The following is an 18,447-nucleotide window of genomic DNA, read 5'->3' as shown; positions in this document are numbered from 1 at the left end:
ATGGCGAAGGCGGAGACCGACCGACGCGTCGTCCTGGCCGGCGGCCTGACCGCGACGATCCTGGCGACGCCTCGCATGGCGACGGCGCAGGGCGCGCCGCTCTACGGACTGATCGGCCAGATGAAGGCCGCGCCCGGCAAGCGTGACGAGCTGGTCGCCATCCTGAGCGAGGGGACGGGCAACATGCCCGGCTGTCTCAGCTACATCGTCGCCAAGGACGCGGCCGACCCCGACGCCCTGTGGATCACCGAGGTCTGGACCGACAAGGCCAGCCACGAGGGCTCGCTGAAGCTGCCCGTCGTTCAGGCCGCCATCGCCAAGGCCCGCCCGATCATCGCCGGCTTCGGCCATCGGTTCGAGACCGTGCCGGTGGGTGGGGTAGGGCCGGGCTAGGGCGGCTTGCCGCGCCCGTCCGAGGCGGCCAGTCTGGCGGCGAATACGGGGGCGTGAATGACGGATTCGGTGCGATCTGCGGACCCAGGCGGACGGGGTGATCTTTGGGCCTTGTGGGGCGATCTGCGGCGCCTGTTCCCGGTCTGGTCGCTGATCCCGTTCAGCTTCGTCACGCCCGGCGCCTGGGGCTATACCGGTGTGGACTTTCTCAGCGGCTTTCGTCGCAATCCTTCGACGATCAAGACTTTCGACCTGCTCCAGGGCGTGGACGACGCGACCTTCGACGCCCTGTCGGCCCTGGCCAATCTCAACGCCCGTCGGCAGGACCAGATGTTGCGGTTCGTGATCCTCGTCTACCTGACCGTGCCGCTGTCGGTCCTGGCGTTGCTGGCGGAGCTGAATGGCGACGGCGTGATGGCCTACATCCAGACCCACAGGCAGGCGTTGATCAGCCTGGCTTGCGGCGCGACCCTGGGGCCGCTGGCCTATCTGATGAGCCAGTGGCGCTCGCACCAGATCGTCGGGGTGCTCGACCTCATCCGCGTCGAGCGGGGGCAGGCGCCGTACACCGCGCTGGAGTTGCGGGAGGATTAGGGGGCGCGCGTCGCCGCCCGATCTGAAAGGAAAAAGGCCCGCGGATCGCTCCGCGGGCCTCTTCCGTCGTCCTAGGCCGTAAGGCTTAGCACTTGTAGTACATGTCGAATTCGACCGGGTGCGGGTGCAGCGTCAGACGCATCACCTCTTCCATCTTCAGCTCGATGTAGCTGTCGATGAAGTCGTCGTCCATGACGCCGCCGGCCTTCAGGAAGGCGCGGTCCTTGTCCAGGCTTTCCAGGGCTTCGCGCAGCGAGCCGCAGACTTCCGGGATCTTCTTCTGCTCGCGGGGCGGCAGGTCGTACAGGTTCTTGTCGGCGGCCGCGCCCGGATCGATCTTGTTGTTGATGCCGTCGAGGCCGGCCATCAGCAGAGCGACGAAGGTCAGGTACGGGTTGCCCATCGGGTCCGGGAAGCGGGCTTCGATGCGCTTGGCCTTCGGCGAGTCGACGTGCGGGATGCGGATCGAGGCCGAGCGGTTGCGCGAGCTGTAGGCCAGCTTCACCGGGGCTTCGTAGCCGGGCACCAGGCGCTTGTACGAGTTCGTCGTCGAGTTCGAGAACGCGTTGATCGCCTTGGCGTGCTTGATGATGCCGCCGATGTACCACAGGCACATGTCCGACAGGCCGGCGTACTTGTCGCCGGCGAACAGCGGCTTGCCGTCCTGCCAGATCGACTGGTGCACGTGCATGCCCGAGCCGTTGTCGCCGAACATCGGCTTGGCCATGAAGGTGGCCGACTTGCCGTAGGCGTGGGCCACGTTGTGGATCACGTACTTATAGAGCTGCATCCGGTCGGCCATGACGACCATGGTGTCGAACTTCAGGCCGAGCTCATGCTGGGCGGGCGCCACTTCGTGGTGGTGCTTTTCCGGCTTCATGCCCAGCTCGCCCATGACGGCCAGCATTTCGCCGCGCAGGTCCTGGGCCGAGTCGATCGGGTTGACCGGGAAATAGCCGCCCTTCGGACCCGGGCGGTGGCCCATGTTGCCTTCCGGATATTCCTTGGCCGAGTTGCCCGGCAGTTCGACGCTGTCGAACGAGTAGCCGGTGTTGTTCGACGAGGTGTTCCAGCGGACGTCGTCGAAGATGAAGAACTCGGCTTCCGGACCGAAGAACACGGTGTCGCCGATGCCCGACGACTTGACGTAGGCCAGGGCGTTCTTGGCGATCGAGCGCGGGTCGCGGTTGTAGGGGGTGCCCGTGTCGGGGTTCACCACGTCGCAGAACAGCGCCAGGGTGGTCTGCTGGTAGAACGGGTCGATGATGGCGCTGGTCAGGTCCGGACGCAGCTTCATGTCCGACTCGTTGATGGCCTTCCAGCCGGCGATCGACGAGCCGTCGAACATGGTGCCGTCGTTGAGGAAGTCGTCATCGACCAGGTCGATGTCGAACGTGACGTGTTGCAGCTTGCCGCGCACGTCCGTGAAGCGGACGTCGACGTACTTGACGTCCTTTTCCTTGATCAGGTCCAGGATTTCCTTGGCGGTGCTCATAGTTATCCCCTTTGAGCGTTAAGCGTTGCGGGCCGGGTCGCCTAGACGGCGGCGGGGCCGGTTTCTCCGGTGCGGATGCGGACGACTTCCGTGATCTCGGACACGAAAATCTTGCCGTCGCCGATGCGGCCCGTGCGGGCGGCGTTGGTGATGGCCTCGAGCGCGGGCTCCAACTGGCTGTCTTCGACCACGACTTCGACTTTGATCTTGGGGAGGAAGTCGACGACGTACTCGGCGCCGCGATAGAGCTCGGTGTGGCCTTTCTGACGGCCATAGCCCTTGGCTTCCAGGACGGTCATGCCCTGGACGCCCATATCCTGAAGCGCTTCTTTGACCTCATCCAGCTTGAACGGCTTGATGACGGCTTCGATCTTTTTCATCAGACTTCTTTCACGCCCATACGGCGCGGGCGCCGCTGACTGAGCGGCACGGAGCACGCCCGCCCGCCGGCCCACAAGCAGGCCGACGCGCTTTACGTCGTCGTTTGGGTTCGGTTTGGTTCATTGCTGGAATTTTGATCACATTAAGCCCGAAACATCATCAGTCGATGTTTCGTTGATCAAACCGCCTTGCGGGCCTCCATTGGCCGCCTAGGATCGACAAAACGGCGCTCTCGGGGCCGAAGAACCCGCTGGAACAAGCGTTTCTCGCGACGGGATCGCATCGGCGAGGTTCGGATCTGTTGGGCAAAAATGCGTCGTCGATTCGAAAACTGCTGAAGATTGCGGCGAAACGGGGCGATGCCTTGGGGTTTAAGGCGAGGTTGGTTTTTGCGTCCCAGCGCACTCCAGCGGCGAGCGGCGCCCATGGATGGCTCGGAAGCGTTGCAAGACATCCCGACGGCGGCGCGCGGCTGGGAAGTTATTTCGAACGGGAACTGACGAGATGAGCCGCATTCATATGATCCGTCACGGGCGCCCGGCCTCGACCTGGGGCGACGACGATCCCGATCCCGGCCTGGACGCGACGGGCGCCGAGCAGGCCCGGGCGGCGGCGGCGGCTCTGCTGGCCTTGCCGCGGGGCGAGCGACCGTCGCGGGTAATCAGCTCACCGCTGCGACGGTGCCGCGAAACCGCCCAGCCCTTGGCCGAAGCCCTCGGCGTCGCGGTGGAGATCGATCCGCGCGTCGGCGAGATCCCCACTCCGGCCGGCTTGTCGGCGCAGGCGCGTCCGGGGTGGCTGCGCCAGGCGTTCCAGGGAAAATGGCGTGAGATCCAGGGCGATCTCGACTACGTGGCCTGGACCCGGGAGGTGGCCCGGGGCGTTGCGTCCTATCCCGGCGCGGCGGTGTTCAGCCACTTCGTGGCCCTGAACGCGGCGGTATCGGTGGCCACCGGCGGCGAGACGGTGGCGGCGTTCCGGCCCGACCATGTCTCCGTGACGGTGTTCGACCTGGTCGACGGCGACCTGGTCCTGATGGAGAAGGGGCGCGAGGCCTCGACCCAGGTGCTCTAGAGAGGCGGCCATGCTGCGAGAGATCATGACCGTCGCCGAGATGTCCGCGGCGGATCGCGCGGCGGCGGAAGCGGGCGCCCCCACGACCGTACTGATGGAGCGGGCCGGGCGGGCGGTGGCGGAGGTCATCCGCGAACGTTACGCGCGGTGTCCGACGGTGATCTGGTGCGGGCCGGGCGACAATGGCGGCGACGGCTATGTGATCGCCCGGCACCTGCGCCGACGCGGCTGGCCGGTCCGCGTGGAGGCGCTCGCCACGCCGGCCAGTCCGGCAGCCCAGTGGGCGGCCGCGCGCTGGAAGGGCGAGACCGGGCCTCTGGCCTCCGAGCCGGGCTCGACGGGGCTGTTCGTCGACTGTCTGTTCGGCGCGGGTCTGTCGCGGCCGCTGGCGGGCGAGGCCGACCGGCTGGCGCGCACCATGCCGGGCGCGGCCCGGATCGTCGCCGTCGACGTGCCCAGCGGGATCGTCGGCGATACGGGAAAGCCGCTGGGCGAGCGCGCCCTGAAGGCCGAGCTGACCGTGACCTTCCACCGGCGCAAGCCCGCCCATGTGCTGGCCGAGGGGCGGGCGGCCTGCGGCGAGGTCGTGGTGGCCGATATCGGGCTCGGAGATGTGGGGCAGGGGCGACTGTTCGAGAACACGCCCGGCTTGTGGGCGGGGCGGTTCCCCTGGCCGGCGGCCGAGGCGCACAAGCATTCGCGGGGGCGCCTGATGGTGGTCAGCGGCGAGGCCTGGAGCACGGGCGCTGCCCGGCTGGCGGCGCGGGCGGGCCTGCGGATCGGGGCCGGGGTGGTGACCGTGCTGTCGCCGCCCAACGCCCTGGCGGTCAACGCCGCCCATCTGGAGGCGGTGATGCTGGCGCCGTTCGAGAGCGAGTTCGACCTGCAGACCCGGGCCGAGAAGGCCGACGCGGTGGTGGTGGGGCCCGCCGCCGGGGTGGGGGAGGCGACCGTGCGACACGTCTTCGCCCTGGCCCGCAACGGCGGCGCCCTGGTGGTCGACGCCGACGCCCTGACCAGCTTCGCGGCCGAGCCGGCCAGCCTGTTCTCAGCGCTCGACCGCGACGACGTGCTGACGCCGCATCCTGGCGAGTTCGAGCGGATCTTCCCCGGCTTGCTGGCCGCCTCGCCCGAGCGGATCACCGCGGCGCGGGAGGCCGCGCGCCGCGCTGGGGCGGTGGTGCTGCTGAAGGGATCCGACACCGTGGTCGCCGCGCCCGATGGCCGGGCGGCGGTCGGCTTGAACGGCGCGCCCTGGCTGGCGACGGCGGGATCGGGCGACGTGCTGGCCGGCTTCATCGCCGGCCTGATCGCTCAGGGCATGGAGAGCTTCGAGGCCGCCTGCGCCGGCGCGTGGATCCACGCCGAAGCCGGGGCGGCGCATGGACCGGGCCTGATCTCCGAAGACCTGCCCGGACTGGCGCCGGCGGTACTGGCCAGGCTTTACGCGGCGCGGACCGCCTAGTTGTCGCGACGGACCAGGACGACCTGGGCGCGGACGCCCTCGTCGAACAGGGTGTTGCTGATGGCCAAGGCGGTCTGGAAGGTCCGTTCCTCGACCGTGTCGATGAACAGGATTCGGCTGCCGTGCTTCACGGTCCAGCCCTTTTCGTCTTCGACGACTTCAATGGTTTCCATGGTCACGCTCACTTCGCCCGTCGAAGGGGCTCGAGGACGCAAACCCTCCGAGGCCGGATAGGTTCCGCGAGCTTGTGAGGAGGGGAGAAACACCGGCCCGGGCGTCAGTCGGGGGGGCATGGCCCGGGCCGGCGTAGGTCCGGGCGTTCGTGAACAGCCGCGGACATCAGCATAACCGGTTGGACGAAAAGTGGTTCCCGCATGGCGTGATTATTTTCGCGACGCGCGTCGGCGTTCGTCCCTCGCCCTTGACCCCAGGCGGCGAACGCCCTTTAAGCGGCCCCGCGCGGATGTGGCGAAACTGGTAGACGCACCAGATTTAGGTTCTGGCGCCGAGAGGCGTGGAGGTTCGAGTCCTCTCATCCGCACCACTCTATCGCGCCTTCGGTTCGATGAGTGCACCAATGCCCTTGGATGGTCGCTAAACAAGTGACATAAGGGCGCTCTTTCGCCGCCCCGGTGACGTGGGCGGCTTTGATGTTTTGACCCCTGGGGCGGACGACGGGCCGGGCGCCCAGAGAGCCGAGAAGCTAAGAATGTCGATGCAGATCGTTGAAAAGTCGGGCGAAGGCCTCAGCCGCGTTTATGGCGTGACGGTGCCCGCGAGTGAACTCGCCACGCGTCTCGAGGCCCGTATCGCCGAGGTCGCGCCCCAGATGAACGTCAAGGGCTTCCGTCCCGGCAAGGTGCCGACGGCCCACGTTCGCCGCCTGTACGGCAAGGCCCTGATGGGCGAAGTCATCGAGGCGACGCTGAACGAAGGCGCCCAGAAGGTTCTGGACGACAACAAGCTGCGCCCCGCGGGCCAGCCCGACCTGAAGCCCTCGTCGGACATGGACAAGGTCCTGGCCGGCGGCGAGGACCTGGCCTTCGAACTGGCCGTGGAAGTGATGCCGGAATTCGAGCCGATCGACCCCGCGTCGATCGAGCTGACCAAGCCGGTCTACAAGGTCTCGGAAGCCGAGGTCGACGAGGCTCTGGCCGAGCTGGCCAAGCAGGCCCGCACCTATGAGCCGCGCAAGGGCAAGTCCCTGAAGGCCAAGGACGGCGACCAACTGCTGATCGACTTCGTCGGCACCATCGACGGCGTGGCCTTCGACGGCGGCACGGCCACCGACGCCGAGCTGACCCTGGGTTCGGGCCAGTTCATCCCGGGCTTCGAGGAACAACTGGTCGGCGCCAAGCCGGAAGACGTCGTCACCGTGAAGGTGAAGTTCCCGGAAGACTACCAAGCCGCCAACCTGGCCGGCAAGGACGCCGAGTTCGCCACCACCGTCAAGGAAGTGCGCGCCCCGGTCGACGCCGAGCCGGACGACGAGCTGGCCAAGCGCCTGGGCCTGTCGGACCTGGCCGCCCTGAAGGACCTGCTGAAGTCCAACCTCGAAGGCCGCTACACCAACTCCTCGCGCTTCAAGCTGAAGCGCGCCCTGCTGGACATCCTGGACAGCAAGCACGACTTCGCCCTGCCGCCGCGCATGGTCGACGCCGAGTTCGCCGGCATCTGGCAGCAGGTCCAGGCCGACAAGACCCAGGGCGGCCTGCCGCCCGAGGACGAAGGCAAGACCGAAGATCAGCTGAAGGACGAGTACAAGAAGATCGCCGAGCGCCGCGTGCGTCTGGGTCTGGTCCTCGCCGAGATCGGCCGCAAGAACGACGTGGCCGTCACCGAGCAGGAACTGGCCGACGCCATGATGCGCGAAGCCCGCCAGTACGGCCCGCAGGCCCAGCAGGTGTTCGACATGTATCGCCAGCGCGCCGACCTGCAGGCCGCCCTGCGCGCCCCGATCTATGAAGACAAGGTCGTCGACCTGATCTTCGGCCAGGCCAAGATCGAGGAAAAGGAAGTCTCCAAGGAAGAGCTCCTGGAAGAAGACGACCTGCCGGAAGGCTACGGCGGCTAAGGCTTCCGTCATTGGACATGAAGAGGGCGCGGTCCGCGAGGACCGCGCCCTTTTATTTGCCTTGGAGCGGAGCCGGCGCCCTGATCGCCATGGTAGGCCGTTCATCCTCGAACTCGGCGAAGCCTGTTTGAGGGATCGGGCCGTGGAGGAGGGGATTGTAGAAGACGCTCCGGAAGTGATCGCCTTCGAAGATGTCGACCATGATGAGCCGGTTCAGATCTTCCAGGCAGGGCTCAAGTGTGTGGAGCATGGAGGGCGATATCGAGTCCCGCTCGTCGACCACGGCCAGATCGAGCAAGTTCATGGCGATCTGGGAGCGGCCCATAAACAGATGCTCGAAAACCTTCGCCAAGGTTTCCTTGTTGGGGACGTACTGGCTGATCGACAGGATGCAAGCGGCGCCCACGTTGAACCTGTAGGCCCCGATGAGTAGGCCATTGTAGGGGATCAACCGTTTAGGCCGCAGGATGAATGGGCCCAGGACGTAGCCGAGGTAGTCGACGGTGTAGTTGCCCTCAGGCACGGCAAGACTGGCGCTGGGCAGCTCCAGGGCGGCGGTGATCTTCGCGAGCTCAGCCAGATTGCGCAACACGCCGGGCACGTCCTCCGCGAAAACCCCGTCGGGCAAAGGAGCGCCCTGGGGAATTTGCTGCCGAAGCCAGGCTAAAGGTTGTCGATCCTCGGGGCGGTTTTTGAAATGCTCGCGCGCGAAGATCGACGCATGCATGTCGTTCTGGACGATTTGGAAGTGGGCCGACAGTTCGTGGATGCGCAGCTGGATGGCGAGGAGCGCGACGTAGGTCACCATCAGGGCTTCGCGATGCAAGGGGGAGCGTACCTCCTCGATGAACTCCATCGCGTCTTCCGGCGTGCGGAAAGCCTCGGCCGAACGCTGCAGGAGATCATAGAGACGGCTATATTCCGGGCCGCCTTCACTTTGGATCACCTCCAGCAGAGCCAGACCCAACTCGCGGGCGTTGTTGCCGGCGTGGATCAGAAAGCCGATGGCGCTCACCAGGTCGCGATAGGCCTGAACGGAGGGCCTGATCGTGTCATCGACGAACCTGAGGATTTCCACATCGCCTTGTCGTTGGGAGATCTGGCCGGCGAGATAGGCGAGCAGAGCGCTGATCAGCGCCGAGCCCAGCGCCAGCGGCAAACCGTAGACGAGATTGAAGAATTCGCCGGCGGCGCTGTAGGCGTCCAGCTTCTGCGCAGCGTTTCGGTCGATGAATAGCCAAACGATGATGCCCGACGTCGCGACGACCACGGCGAGGCCGGCGATGGCTGCTACCCATTGAGTTCGCTTAGACACCCTGCCCCCCGACAGTTTGGCGGGCTGGCCGCAGCGGCAGCTTAACCATAACGTTAGTGCGCCGATCAACCGTGTTCGCGCCTGCGGCGATCAAACGAGGCTCGGCAGGCCAGCCCCTCCCTTGCAACCTGTTAAGCGCCACGCGATATGCGGAAGCGGAGGCGCGCGGGGACTGATTCGTTTCGCGCCGCCAGACACCAAGGAAAAAGGGCGATCCCCAATGAGCTACGATCCGGTTTCGACGGCGATGAACCTCGTGCCGATGGTGGTCGAGCAGACCAGCCGCGGTGAGCGGGCGTTCGACATCTTCTCCCGCCTGCTGAAAGAGCGGATCATCTTCCTGACCGGTCCCGTCGAGGACGGCATGGCCAGCCTGATCTGCGCCCAGCTTCTCTTCCTGGAGTCCGAGAACCCCAAGAAGGAAATCGCCATGTACATCAACTCGCCGGGCGGGGTGGTGACGGCGGGTCTCGCGATCTACGACACCATGCAATACATCAAGAGCCCGGTCTCGACGGTGTGCATGGGCATGGCCGCCTCGATGGGCAGCCTGCTGCTGTGCGCCGGCGAAGCCGGCCAGCGCATCGCCCTGCCGAACGCCCGCATCATGGTCCACCAGCCGTCGGGCGGTTTCCGTGGCCAGGCCTCGGACATCGTTCGCCACGCCGAGGACATCTCCAAGACCAAGCGCCGCTTGAACGAAATCTACGTCAAGCACTGCGGCCGCACCTATGAAGAGGTCGAGCGCGACCTGGACCGCGACAACTTCATGAGCGCCGAGGAAGCCAAGGCCTGGGGTCTGATCGACCACATCAACGAAAGCCGCGAGGCTTCGGAAACGAAGGACTAAGCGTCCTTCCAATCCTGAAAGACAGAGCCGCTGACCGAAAGGTCGGCGGCTTTTTTCATGTTCGCGGCGTTTGGAAGCCGAAGCGGAGCAGTCGAGGGGCTAACCATGCCGCGCGGGTTTCTGTCGGTTCCGAAGCTGATCCTGCCGGCGCTCCTGGCGCTGAGCGGGTGCGCGGCCCTTGGCCCCCAGCGGGTGGGGATTGATCGCGGCGACTACACCCAGCGCCTGCGGGAGAGCGAGAAGGCGCAGCTGCTGGCCAATATCGTGGCCCTGCGCCACGGCGACGCCCCGATGTTCCTCAACGTGACCTCGGTCATCAGCCAATACACGCGCGAGAGCTCCGGAACCCTGGGCCTGGCCGTCGCGCCGGCGTCAGACTCCGACGGAGGGGAGGCGAGGGGCTCGGTGCTGCTGCGGGAAACCCCGACGGTGACCTACACGCCGATCACGGGCGAGCGGTTCGCCCACAGCATGCTGGCCCCGATGCCGCCGATCTCGGTCCTGGCGATGATCGAGGCGGGATGGGCGTCGGACGATCTGCTGCGGATCACGGTGCGGTCGATCAACGGGGTGACCAACCCCAGCCATTCGCAGCTGTTCGAGCAGTCGTCCGATCCGCGCTTCGATCAGGTCGCCGGCGCGTTCCGGCAGCTCCAGCGCAGCGGCGCGGTCACCTATCGCATGAAGATCCAGGACAAGACCTACACGGGCGTCGCCCGTCTTGCGCCCGCGCTGTCGGCCGAGGACCGCGCCTCGTTGGCCCTGCTGGAGAAGGCGCTGGATCTGAAGTTCGACGGCGGCGGCGGCGCGATCGTCTTCGCGGCCCAGAAGTCGAACGACCGCGAGATCGCCATCATGACCCGGTCGATGTTCGAAATCCTGGGCGAGCTGAGCCATGGCGTCGACATGTCGGGGCGCGAGGCGTTCCCGCCTGGCGCGCTGGTCCGCGTCCACAGCGGCGACAGGGCCCCGGCCCGCGCCCATGTCGCCGTGAAGTATCAAGGGCGCTGGTTCTGGATCGCCGACGATGACGACGCGTCCAAGCGCATGTTCCTGCTGACCCAGGTGCTGCTGTTTCTCAACGACGAGGAGGGGGCGTCGCGCGCGCCGCTGGTGACCATTCCGGCCGGCTGAACTCAGCCCGGCTTGCCCCGGAAGATGCGGTAGCCCTTCTCGTGGGCGATCGCCAGCATCTCGCGGTCGCCGGAGGTGTCGCCGTAGGCGGCGGCCAGCGACAAATCGTCGCCGAAGATTTCCTTCAGGCGGACCACCTTTTCGGGACCGCGGCAGTTGGGGCCGAGCAGGGGGCCGGAGATCCTGTCGTTGAGATCCAGCGCCAGGCGCGAGCCGATCAGCATGTCGGCGCCCAGGCCTCGGGCGAAGGGGGCGACCACCACGTCGGGCGAGGCGGTGACGATCACCAGCTTGGCGCCCTTGGCCCGCCAGCGCCGCCAGACGGCCAGGGCGTCGGGGCGGAAGAGTTTCGGCGCTTCGGACTGGGCGAAGGCGCGGGCCTCGCGCTCCAGCTGTTCCAGGCTGACCCCGCGCAGGAACTCGCGCACGGCGGCGGCCTTGATCTTGCCCCGGTTGCGATCGAACACATAGCTTACGGCGGAAGGGAAAAGGCGGATCATGCCCACCATGTGGCGAGCCGGGCTGACCCGCCATTTCAGGAAGGCCGTGAAGCTGTCGCGAACGGTCAGGGTGCCGTCGAAATCGAAGGCGACCAGAGGCGGACCTTCGTGCAGGTCTCCCGTCATCGGGATCGAGGCCGACAGCCCCTGGGCCATCAATGAACGTTTCGCCATGCGTCTCCGCGCTCATGCGCCCTGCAACCGAGGCCGTCTTGCATCACGATTCCACCTTAACCGTTAAGGTCATCGCGCGAGCGGCCCGACCGTTCCTCGCGTCGTGTGCGGAGCGAACCGCGCCCGACTTGCGTTGAGGGGACGGAACGCCATCTTAGAGTCGAATTCCATGAAACCGCACGCACGATCCACGAACTTGGGGGCTGTAAATCGGCTCCAAGGCTTGTGCCGTGCGCTCGGATCGGGGAATGTCAAGGATTAGACAACTCCCGGCGGATATCCTGCTGCTTCGGTGGCGAGATAGGCGCTAAGGAGTCGGTGGTTTCGGCTTCTGCCTGGACCGCCCTAGCGTGAGAAGCGACCATGACAAAAGCCGCGAGTGGCGACACCAAGAGCACTCTGTATTGTTCTTTCTGCGGAAAGAGCCAGCATGAAGTGCGCAAGCTCATCGCGGGCCCGACGGTGTTCATCTGCGATGAATGCGTCGAGCTTTGCATGGATATCATCCGCGAAGAGCACAAGATCGCCTTCGTGAAGTCCAAGGACGGCGTGCCCACGCCGCGCGAGATCTGCGAAGTCCTGGACGATTACGTGATCGGGCAGAACCACGCCAAGAAGGTCTTGGCGGTCGCGGTGCACAATCACTACAAGCGCCTGAACCACGCCTCGAAGAACAACGACGTCGAGCTGGCCAAGTCGAACATCCTGCTGGTCGGTCCGACCGGTACGGGTAAGACGCTGCTGGCCCAGACCCTGGCCCGAATCATCGACGTGCCGTTCACGATGGCCGACGCCACCACCCTGACCGAAGCCGGTTACGTGGGCGAAGACGTCGAGAACATCGTGCTGAAGCTGCTGCAAGCCGCCGACTACAATGTCGAGCGCGCCCAGCGCGGCATCGTCTACATCGACGAAATCGACAAGATCAGCCGCAAGTCCGACAACCCGTCGATCACCCGCGACGTGTCGGGCGAAGGCGTGCAGCAGGCCCTGCTGAAGATCATGGAAGGCACCGTCGCCTCCGTGCCGCCGCAAGGTGGGCGCAAGCATCCGCAGCAGGAGTTCCTGCAGGTCGACACCACCAACATCCTGTTCATCTGCGGCGGCGCCTTCGCCGGCCTGGAGCGCATCATCTCGGCGCGCGGCCAGGCCAAGTCGATCGGCTTCGGCGCCAAGGTGGCGGATCCGGAAGAGCGTCGCACGGGCGAGATCCTGCGCGGCGTCGAGCCCGACGACCTGCAGCGCTTCGGCCTGATCCCCGAATTCATCGGCCGTCTGCCGGTGATCGCCACCCTGGAGGACCTCGACGAGGCCGCCCTGGTGAAGATCCTGACCGAGCCGAAGAACGCCTTCGTCAAGCAGTACCAGCGCCTGTTCGAGATGGAGAACATCGGCCTGACCTTCACCGACGACGCCCTGCACCAGGTCGCCAAGAAGGCCATCGCCCGCAAGACCGGCGCGCGCGGCCTGCGTTCGATCATGGAAGGCATCCTGCTGGAGACCATGTTCGAGCTGCCCAACTACGAGGGCGTGGAAGAAGTGGTGGTCAACGCCGAGGTCGTCGAAGGCCGGGCCCAGCCGCTGCTGATCTATGCCGAGAAGAAGGGCGGGGCCGCTTCGGCCTGACCTTTGGTCTAAAACCATCGAAATCGGGCGCGTTCGGCATGGCCGGGCGCGCCCTTTTCGTCACACGAGACCGTCTTGCGACATCAGGTCCGGCGGGACCGCGAGACCTTTGCGGCAGGACTTGGGCGTCCGCGTCCGGCCAAGCGCAAGGATCGTGCACGGCCCAGCCGGGCAGGGGGCATGCCCATTGCACCTTGGCCGCACTTCCGCGACCCGTCGCCGCTGTTGGGCGAGTGCGCTTGAACCGTGTTGCAAAAGGTCCACATAAATAACGACCATCCGCTCAGTCCCGGGCGGACGGGCCGTACGACTCAGGCGCATCGTCTGGGTGACGGCGGCCCGCGTGGCTGAGCGCGAGATCAACGCGCCGGCCAGGAGTAGAAAGCATCATGTCTGAGATTCGTACGCTTCCTGTGCTGCCCCTGCGGGACATCGTGGTGTTCCCGCATATGGTGGTTCCGCTGTTCGTCGGCCGGGACAAGTCCGTGCGCGCCCTCGAAGAGGTGATGCGCGGCGGCAAGGAGATCCTTCTGGTCACCCAGAAGAACTCGGCCGACGACGATCCGGCGCCCGCCGACATCTACGATGTCGGTGTTCTCGCCACCGTCCTGCAACTGCTGAAGCTGCCCGACGGCACCGTGAAGGTGCTGGTCGAGGGCAAGGGCCGCGCCGCCGTGGTGCGCTTCACCGATCAGGAGGCCTATTACGAGGCCCAGATCGGCGAGGTGAACGAGGACCAGGGCGTGGGCCCTGAAGCCGAGGCCCTGTCGCGCGCCGTCGTCGAGCAGTTCGAGAATTACGTCAAACTGAACAAGAAGGTGCCGCCCGAGGCCCTGGCTTCGATCCCGCAGATCGCCGAGCCGGGCAAACTGGCCGACAGCATCGCCGCGCACCTGTCGGTGAAGATCGGCGACAAGCAGCACCTGCTGGAAATCTTCGACGTCGTGAAGCGCCTGGAAAAGGTTTTCGCCCTGATGGAGGGCGAGATCTCGGTGCTGCAGGTCGAGAAGAAGATCCGCTCGCGCGTGAAGCGCCAGATGGAGAAGACCCAGCGCGAGTACTATCTGAACGAGCAGATGAAGGCGATCCAGCGCGAGCTGGGCGACCCCGACGATCAGCGCGACGAACTGATCGAGCTCGAGAAGCGCATTAAGAAGACCAAGCTTTCCAAGGAAGCCCGGGCCAAGGCCGAGGGCGAACTGAAGAAGCTGCGCAACATGAGTCCGATGTCGGCCGAAAGCACCGTGGTCCGGAACTATCTGGACTGGATGCTGTCGATCCCGTGGGGCAAGGCCAAGACCAAGAAGATCGACCTCAACGAGGCCGAAGCGGTGCTCGACGAGGACCACTACGGCCTGGAGAAGGTCAAGGAACGGATCCTGGAGTACCTGGCCGTCCAGGCGCGCACCAATTCGCTGAAGGGGCCGATCCTGTGCCTCGTCGGCCCTCCGGGCGTGGGCAAGACCTCGCTGGGCAAGTCGCTGGCCAAGGCGACCGGCCGCGAGTTTGCGCGCATCTCGCTGGGCGGCGTGCGTGACGAGGCCGAGATCCGCGGTCACCGCCGCACCTATATCGGCTCGATGCCCGGCAAGATCATCCAGACGATGAAGAAGGCCAAGACGACCAACGCCTTCGTCCTGCTGGACGAGATCGACAAGATGGGCAGCGACTATCGCGGCGACCCGTCCTCGGCCCTGCTGGAAGTGCTGGACCCGGCGCAGAACTCGACCTTCGGCGACCACTATCTGGAAGTCGACTACGATCTGTCGCAGGTGATGTTCGTCACCACGGCCAACAGCCTCAACATGCCCCAGCCGCTCCTGGACCGCATGGAGATCATCCGCATCCCCGGCTACACCGAGGACGAGAAGGTCGAGATCGCCAAGCGTCACGTCCTGCCCAAGCAGATGAAGGACCACGGGCTGAAGGAGTCCGAGTTCATCGTCCCGGAAAAGGCGATCCGCGACCTGATCCGCTACTACACCCGGGAAGCCGGCGTGCGGTCGCTGGAGCGGGAACTGGGCGCCTTGGCCCGCAAGACCGTCCGCGACCTGGCGCGCGAGAAGCTGTCGTCGATCACCATCGATGACGAGCGTCTGGCGAAGTACGCCGGTGTCAAGAAGTACCGCTACGGCGAGACCGACGAAGTCGACCAGGTCGGCATCGTCACCGGTCTTGCCTGGACGGAGTTCGGCGGCGACATCCTGACCATCGAAGCCGTGAAGATGCCGGGCAAGGGCCGCATGACGGTCACCGGCAACCTCAAGGACGTGATGAAGGAGTCGATCTCGGCGGCCAACAGCTACGTCCGCTCGCGGGCCGTGCAGTTCGGCATCAAGCCGCCGGTGTTCGAGAAGACCGACGTGCACGTGCACGTGCCGGACGGCGCCACGCCCAAGGACGGTCCGTCGGCCGGTAGCGCCATGGCCCTGGCCATCGTCTCGGTGCTGACGGGCGTGCCCATCCGCAAGGACATCGCCATGACCGGCGAGATCACCCTGCGCGGTCGGGTCACGGCCATCGGTGGTCTGAAGGAAAAGCTCCTGGCGGCCCTGCGCTCGGGCGTGAAGACGGTCTTGATCCCTCAAGAGAACGAGAAGGATCTGGCCGACGTCCCGCAAAGCGTGAAGGACGGCCTGGAGATCATCCCGGTCTCCACGTTCGACGAAGTGCTGAAACACGCCCTCGTCGGGCCGCTCACGCCTGTGGAGTGGAGCGAGGATGTCGAGCCGATTGCTGCAACTGCGAAGGTTGAAGACGGCGACAGCGACGCTGTTCTGACCCACTAAGAGCAACTAATCGGTGATAACTTGGGCGGCGCGGATATTTTCCGCGCCGCCTTTGTTTGACGGGCCGTCTGAACCCCGCATACTCCCGGTCGAGCGAAGCGGCGTGAGCTGTAGCCGGCGCCGCCGCTTTCATGCTGGGAGAGAAACATGACCACAAAGGCCGAACTCGTCACGGCGATCGCCGAAAAGGCGGGCATTAACAAGAACCAAGCCAAGGACGCCCTGGAAGCTTTCATCGACGCCGTCACCAGTTCGCTCAAATCCGGGCAGGACGTGCGTCTGGTCGGCTTCGGCACCTTCAAGGCCGTGGCGCGCGCCGCCGGCACCGCGCGAAACCCGCGCACCGGCGAGACCGTCAATCGTCCGGCCTCCAAGACGGCCCGGTTCCAGGTCGGCGAAGGCCTGAAGGCCACGCTGAACGGCTGATCCAGTACCCAGATTTCGGGGGCGGGCCGCCGAGCGGTGTCCCGCCCCTTTTCTATGCGACTTTCCAGGACGGACGGGGTATCTCCCACATCCTCGTTCGTCTTGGCCTCGTCCGCCTTGAACCTGAGGGCGGTTAGCTCAGCGGTAGAGCGTCTCGTTTACACCGAGAGGGTCGGGGGTTCGATCCCCTCACCGCCCACCAGGGGCCGGCGCATCGATCGCCGGAAATCACGTCTATTCCCGGAACGCCCGCGTCAGGCCGACGGCCGCGCCGGCGAAGGCCAGGGCCGACAGCGCCAGAAGACCGCCGCTCATCAGGTTCACGCCCTTCGGCAGGAACTGGAAGACCGCCAATCCCGCCAGGAAGCCGCCGATGGCGACCAGGTAGAGGCTGGCCATCAGATAGACTCGTTGGCCAATGATCATTCTAGCCTCCTGCCTCGTCTTCGATTCGGCTGACGCCGTGACGACGCTCAGACTTGAGTTCTCATACGCCAATCCACGCTGATCTTCCGCCCTGGTTACAATGTTTTACAATTCGCCAAGTGTTTAATATATCGGGATTGTACTTCGATTTAAGGCGACATCTGATCGAAGATGAATTCGCGGAACTTGTCGATATTGCTTCTCGCTGAAATTATCGCCGAACAATCACCGTCTGGTCTGTTCGGGGAGGCGCATGTCGAACATCAGGATCGAGCCTAGCCGCGAGGGCTGGCGCGTTTGCCATGGCGAGACGCTGGTCTTCAGCGCGCGCGACGAGGCCGGCGCCTTTCAGGCGGCGCTCGACTATTGCAGCAAGCTGTTCCTGGACGGCGTCCGCGCCCAGGTGATCCTGGACAAGCCCGCCTTCGACCTTCGACGCGCGGCCTAGGACGGCGCCAGGGCCTCGAGCGCGGCCGCCGCGTCGCGTGCGGCTTCGTTGCCACGCACCGCCGCGCCCAGGGTCTGGGCGGCGAGCCTGAAGGCCGGCTCATCCAGCAGACGGCGCAGGGCGGCGGCGATGGTCTCGGGCATGGCGTTCGGGGGCAGGGTCAGGCCCGCGCCGCGATGGGTCACCCGCATGGCGTTGTCGTTCTGGTCGCGCCCCATCGGCAGGCACAGCAGCGGAACCCCCGCCATCAGCGGCCGCAGGGTCGAGCCATGGCCGGCGTGGGTGACGAAGACGGCCGCGTCCGCGAGCAGGGCGCCGTGGGGGGCGCCGCGGACGACCGCCACATTGGCCGGCGGCGTGAACTCGGCGGGATCGATGGCCGGGCCGGTGGTCACCACGCCCCGCACCGGCAGGTCGCCCAGGGCGGCGATCACCGCCCGCAGCACGGGCTCCTGGGCCTGGTAGAGGCTGGAGAACGAGACCACGGCCAGCGGTTGGGGGCCAGGCGGCGGCGTGAAGGGCTCGGCCCAGGCGGGATCGGCCAGATAGGGACCGACATAGGCGAACGGGGCGGGCAGGGGCTCGGGCGCGAAGTCGAAGGCCCGGCTGGTGGCCAGCAGGATCGCCTCGGCGACGTCCAACTGCTGGAAGAGGTCATCGAGTGGCGGCAGGTCCAGGGCGGCGCGGGCGGCGTTCAGGGCGGGCAGGCCGGCCTGGAAGAAGGTGCGACTCATCTGGGAGACCATGGCGTGCATGGCGCGCTCTTCGTCGTTCGCGGCGGGCGCCATGCCGGCCCCGAACGGCGGCGCACCGGCCAGGGTGGGCAGAGACCAAATGTTGGCGGCCAGCAGGGCCAACGGCAGGCCGCGCGTCTCGGCCGCCGCCATCGGCCCCAGCAGCAGCTCCTGCGACACCACCACGTCCGGCGCGAAGGCGTCGATGGCCTCCAGGGTGTCGCGGGCATAGGCGAGGGCGGGTCCGGACATCACCCGGTCCAGCAGGCGGTGGATCACCTCCAGCGGATTGTCGGCCTCGTGGTCCTTAAGGCGGTCGTCGTCGCGGGTCTTGCCGGTCTGGAACGGCGCGGTCGTCCAGGCGCGGAACGGCACGCCCAGGGCCTGGGCGTCGGCGGCGTTGCAGGGGTCGCTCACGGCCAGCACGGCGTGACCCCGCGCGGCCAGGTCGCGCGCGACCAGCAGCATGGGCTGCACATGGCCGCCGCCCTCCCAGGTGGTGAACAGAAACCTCGCCATTCGCAAACCCCCGGGACCCGACCGTACTTG

General features: G+C 66.1%; 18 protein-coding genes and 2 tRNA genes. 13 read left to right on the top strand and 7 right to left on the bottom strand.

Going from position 1 to position 18,447, the window contains the following annotated elements; all coding sequences use genetic code 11:
- Together AC07OA_RS17470 and AC07OA_RS17465 are read left to right on the top strand one after the other, a co-directional pair.
- Complete coding sequence (locus AC07OA_RS17470; RefSeq protein ID WP_494665083.1) at positions 1–393, top strand: putative quinol monooxygenase; 393 nt, start codon at positions 1–3, stop codon at positions 391–393.
- Positions 394–504: 111 nt separating this feature from the next.
- Positions 505–987 (top strand): hypothetical protein, encoded by a 483-nt coding sequence (locus AC07OA_RS17465; RefSeq protein ID WP_494665082.1) that lies wholly within the window; start codon positions 505–507, stop codon positions 985–987.
- A gap of 85 nt (positions 988–1,072) precedes the next feature.
- On the opposite strand, the gene glnA is transcribed toward AC07OA_RS17465, so the two are convergent.
- A complete protein-coding gene (gene glnA, locus AC07OA_RS17460; protein WP_494665081.1) occupies positions 1,073–2,482 on the bottom strand; it encodes a type I glutamate--ammonia ligase in 1,410 nt (469 codons plus the stop codon).
- 41 nt (positions 2,483–2,523) lie between these two features.
- Positions 2,524–2,862, bottom strand: coding sequence for a P-II family nitrogen regulator (locus AC07OA_RS17455; RefSeq protein ID WP_494665080.1), 339 nt, complete (start codon positions 2,860–2,862; stop codon positions 2,524–2,526).
- 505 nt (positions 2,863–3,367) lie between these two features.
- Between AC07OA_RS17455 and AC07OA_RS17450 the strand changes: the two genes are divergently transcribed.
- Together AC07OA_RS17450 and AC07OA_RS17445 are read left to right on the top strand one after the other, a co-directional pair.
- Positions 3,368–3,937 carry a histidine phosphatase family protein gene (locus AC07OA_RS17450; protein WP_494665079.1) on the top strand — a complete coding sequence of 190 codons (570 nt, stop codon included), beginning with the start codon at positions 3,368–3,370 and terminating at the stop codon, positions 3,935–3,937.
- A gap of 10 nt (positions 3,938–3,947) precedes the next feature.
- Positions 3,948–5,402 (top strand): NAD(P)H-hydrate dehydratase, encoded by a 1,455-nt coding sequence (locus tag AC07OA_RS17445; RefSeq protein WP_494665078.1) that lies wholly within the window; start codon positions 3,948–3,950, stop codon positions 5,400–5,402.
- Here AC07OA_RS17445 and AC07OA_RS17440 read toward each other — a convergent pair.
- The gene (locus AC07OA_RS17440) at positions 5,399–5,575 is read right to left on the bottom strand and encodes a hypothetical protein (RefSeq protein ID WP_494665077.1); all 177 of its coding nucleotides are present in this window, start codon (positions 5,573–5,575) and stop codon (positions 5,399–5,401) included. The two genes, AC07OA_RS17445 and AC07OA_RS17440, sit on opposite strands and share 4 nt — an antisense overlap.
- 286 nt (positions 5,576–5,861) lie before the next feature.
- Here AC07OA_RS17440 and AC07OA_RS17435 point away from each other — a divergent pair.
- Positions 5,862–5,946: transfer RNA gene (locus tag AC07OA_RS17435), tRNA-Leu, on the top strand.
- 171 nt (positions 5,947–6,117) lie between these two features.
- Positions 6,118–7,476: a trigger factor gene (tig, locus tag AC07OA_RS17430; RefSeq protein ID WP_494665326.1), complete on the top strand. Its 1,359-nt coding sequence runs from the start codon at positions 6,118–6,120 to the stop codon at positions 7,474–7,476.
- A 52-nt stretch (positions 7,477–7,528) separates the two neighbouring features.
- On the opposite strand, the gene AC07OA_RS17425 is transcribed toward tig, so the two are convergent.
- The gene (locus AC07OA_RS17425; protein ID WP_494665076.1) at positions 7,529–8,791 is read right to left on the bottom strand and encodes a hypothetical protein; all 1,263 of its coding nucleotides are present in this window, start codon (positions 8,789–8,791) and stop codon (positions 7,529–7,531) included.
- Between the two features lie 220 nt (positions 8,792–9,011).
- On the opposite strand from AC07OA_RS17425, the gene AC07OA_RS17420 reads away from it, so the two are divergent.
- Both AC07OA_RS17420 and AC07OA_RS17415 read left to right on the top strand, forming a co-directional pair.
- Positions 9,012–9,641 (top strand): ATP-dependent Clp protease proteolytic subunit, encoded by a 630-nt coding sequence (locus tag AC07OA_RS17420; protein ID WP_494665075.1) that lies wholly within the window; start codon positions 9,012–9,014, stop codon positions 9,639–9,641.
- A 105-nt stretch (positions 9,642–9,746) separates the two neighbouring features.
- On the top strand, positions 9,747–10,775 hold the full coding sequence (locus AC07OA_RS17415; RefSeq protein ID WP_494665074.1) for a hypothetical protein: 1,029 nt from the start codon (positions 9,747–9,749) through the stop codon (positions 10,773–10,775).
- A 2-nt stretch (positions 10,776–10,777) separates the two neighbouring features.
- On the opposite strand, the gene AC07OA_RS17410 is transcribed toward AC07OA_RS17415, so the two are convergent.
- A complete protein-coding gene (locus AC07OA_RS17410; RefSeq protein ID WP_494665073.1) occupies positions 10,778–11,449 on the bottom strand; it encodes an HAD-IB family hydrolase in 672 nt (223 codons plus the stop codon).
- 363 nt (positions 11,450–11,812) lie between these two features.
- Between AC07OA_RS17410 and clpX the strand changes: the two genes are divergently transcribed.
- The 4 genes from clpX to AC07OA_RS17390 all read left to right on the top strand — a co-directional run bounded on the left by clpX (position 11,813) and on the right by AC07OA_RS17390 (position 16,492).
- Positions 11,813–13,075 carry an ATP-dependent Clp protease ATP-binding subunit ClpX gene (gene clpX / locus AC07OA_RS17405; RefSeq protein ID WP_494665072.1) on the top strand — a complete coding sequence of 421 codons (1,263 nt, stop codon included), beginning with the start codon at positions 11,813–11,815 and terminating at the stop codon, positions 13,073–13,075.
- A gap of 389 nt (positions 13,076–13,464) precedes the next feature.
- Positions 13,465–15,864 carry an endopeptidase La gene (gene lon, locus AC07OA_RS17400; RefSeq protein ID WP_494665071.1) on the top strand — a complete coding sequence of 800 codons (2,400 nt, stop codon included), beginning with the start codon at positions 13,465–13,467 and terminating at the stop codon, positions 15,862–15,864.
- A gap of 147 nt (positions 15,865–16,011) precedes the next feature.
- Positions 16,012–16,290: an HU family DNA-binding protein gene (locus AC07OA_RS17395; RefSeq protein WP_494665070.1), complete on the top strand. Its 279-nt coding sequence runs from the start codon at positions 16,012–16,014 to the stop codon at positions 16,288–16,290.
- Between the two features lie 127 nt (positions 16,291–16,417).
- Positions 16,418–16,492: transfer RNA gene (locus AC07OA_RS17390), tRNA-Val, on the top strand.
- Positions 16,493–16,524: 32 nt separating this feature from the next.
- On the opposite strand, the gene AC07OA_RS17385 is transcribed toward AC07OA_RS17390, so the two are convergent.
- Entirely contained in the window at positions 16,525–16,716 is a 192-nt protein-coding gene (locus AC07OA_RS17385) for a hypothetical protein (protein WP_494665069.1), read from the bottom strand.
- 253 nt (positions 16,717–16,969) lie between these two features.
- Here AC07OA_RS17385 and AC07OA_RS17380 point away from each other — a divergent pair, with 253 nt between their 5' ends.
- Positions 16,970–17,164 (top strand): hypothetical protein, encoded by a 195-nt coding sequence (locus AC07OA_RS17380; RefSeq protein WP_494665068.1) that lies wholly within the window; start codon positions 16,970–16,972, stop codon positions 17,162–17,164.
- Here AC07OA_RS17380 and AC07OA_RS17375 read toward each other — a convergent pair.
- Positions 17,161–18,417, bottom strand: a complete 1,257-nt coding sequence (locus AC07OA_RS17375; RefSeq protein WP_494665067.1) for a glycosyltransferase — start codon at positions 18,415–18,417, stop codon at positions 17,161–17,163. The two genes, AC07OA_RS17380 and AC07OA_RS17375, sit on opposite strands and share 4 nt — an antisense overlap.
- Between the last annotated feature and the right edge of the window lie 30 nt (positions 18,418–18,447).

The organism is Caulobacter sp. GW821-FHT09B08 (assembly GCF_059418225.1).
The sequence above is the reverse complement of the archived record's forward strand: the minus strand, read 5'-3'. Positions and strand labels throughout refer to the sequence as shown.

Coding starts and splice junctions, on each gene's coding strand:
- AC07OA_RS17410 (WP_494665073.1), bottom strand. CDS start 11,449: ATGGCGAAACGTTCATTGATGGCCCAGGGGCTGTCGGCCTCGATCCCG.
- lon (WP_494665071.1), top strand. CDS start 13,465: ATGTCTGAGATTCGTACGCTTCCTGTGCTGCCCCTGCGGGACATCGTG.
- AC07OA_RS17385 (WP_494665069.1), bottom strand. CDS start 16,716: ATGATCATTGGCCAACGAGTCTATCTGATGGCCAGCCTCTACCTGGTC.
- glnA (WP_494665081.1), bottom strand. CDS start 2,482: ATGAGCACCGCCAAGGAAATCCTGGACCTGATCAAGGAAAAGGACGTC.
- AC07OA_RS17445 (WP_494665078.1), top strand. CDS start 3,948: ATGCTGCGAGAGATCATGACCGTCGCCGAGATGTCCGCGGCGGATCGC.
- clpX (WP_494665072.1), top strand. CDS start 11,813: ATGACAAAAGCCGCGAGTGGCGACACCAAGAGCACTCTGTATTGTTCT.
- tig (WP_494665326.1), top strand. CDS start 6,118: ATGCAGATCGTTGAAAAGTCGGGCGAAGGCCTCAGCCGCGTTTATGGC.
- AC07OA_RS17450 (WP_494665079.1), top strand. CDS start 3,368: ATGAGCCGCATTCATATGATCCGTCACGGGCGCCCGGCCTCGACCTGG.
- AC07OA_RS17470 (WP_494665083.1), top strand. CDS start 1: ATGGCGAAGGCGGAGACCGACCGACGCGTCGTCCTGGCCGGCGGCCTG.
- AC07OA_RS17415 (WP_494665074.1), top strand. CDS start 9,747: ATGCCGCGCGGGTTTCTGTCGGTTCCGAAGCTGATCCTGCCGGCGCTC.
- AC07OA_RS17455 (WP_494665080.1), bottom strand. CDS start 2,862: ATGAAAAAGATCGAAGCCGTCATCAAGCCGTTCAAGCTGGATGAGGTC.
- AC07OA_RS17375 (WP_494665067.1), bottom strand. CDS start 18,417: ATGGCGAGGTTTCTGTTCACCACCTGGGAGGGCGGCGGCCATGTGCAG.
- AC07OA_RS17420 (WP_494665075.1), top strand. CDS start 9,012: ATGAGCTACGATCCGGTTTCGACGGCGATGAACCTCGTGCCGATGGTG.
- AC07OA_RS17380 (WP_494665068.1), top strand. CDS start 16,970: ATGTCGAACATCAGGATCGAGCCTAGCCGCGAGGGCTGGCGCGTTTGC.
- AC07OA_RS17395 (WP_494665070.1), top strand. CDS start 16,012: ATGACCACAAAGGCCGAACTCGTCACGGCGATCGCCGAAAAGGCGGGC.
- AC07OA_RS17440 (WP_494665077.1), bottom strand. CDS start 5,575: ATGGAAACCATTGAAGTCGTCGAAGACGAAAAGGGCTGGACCGTGAAG.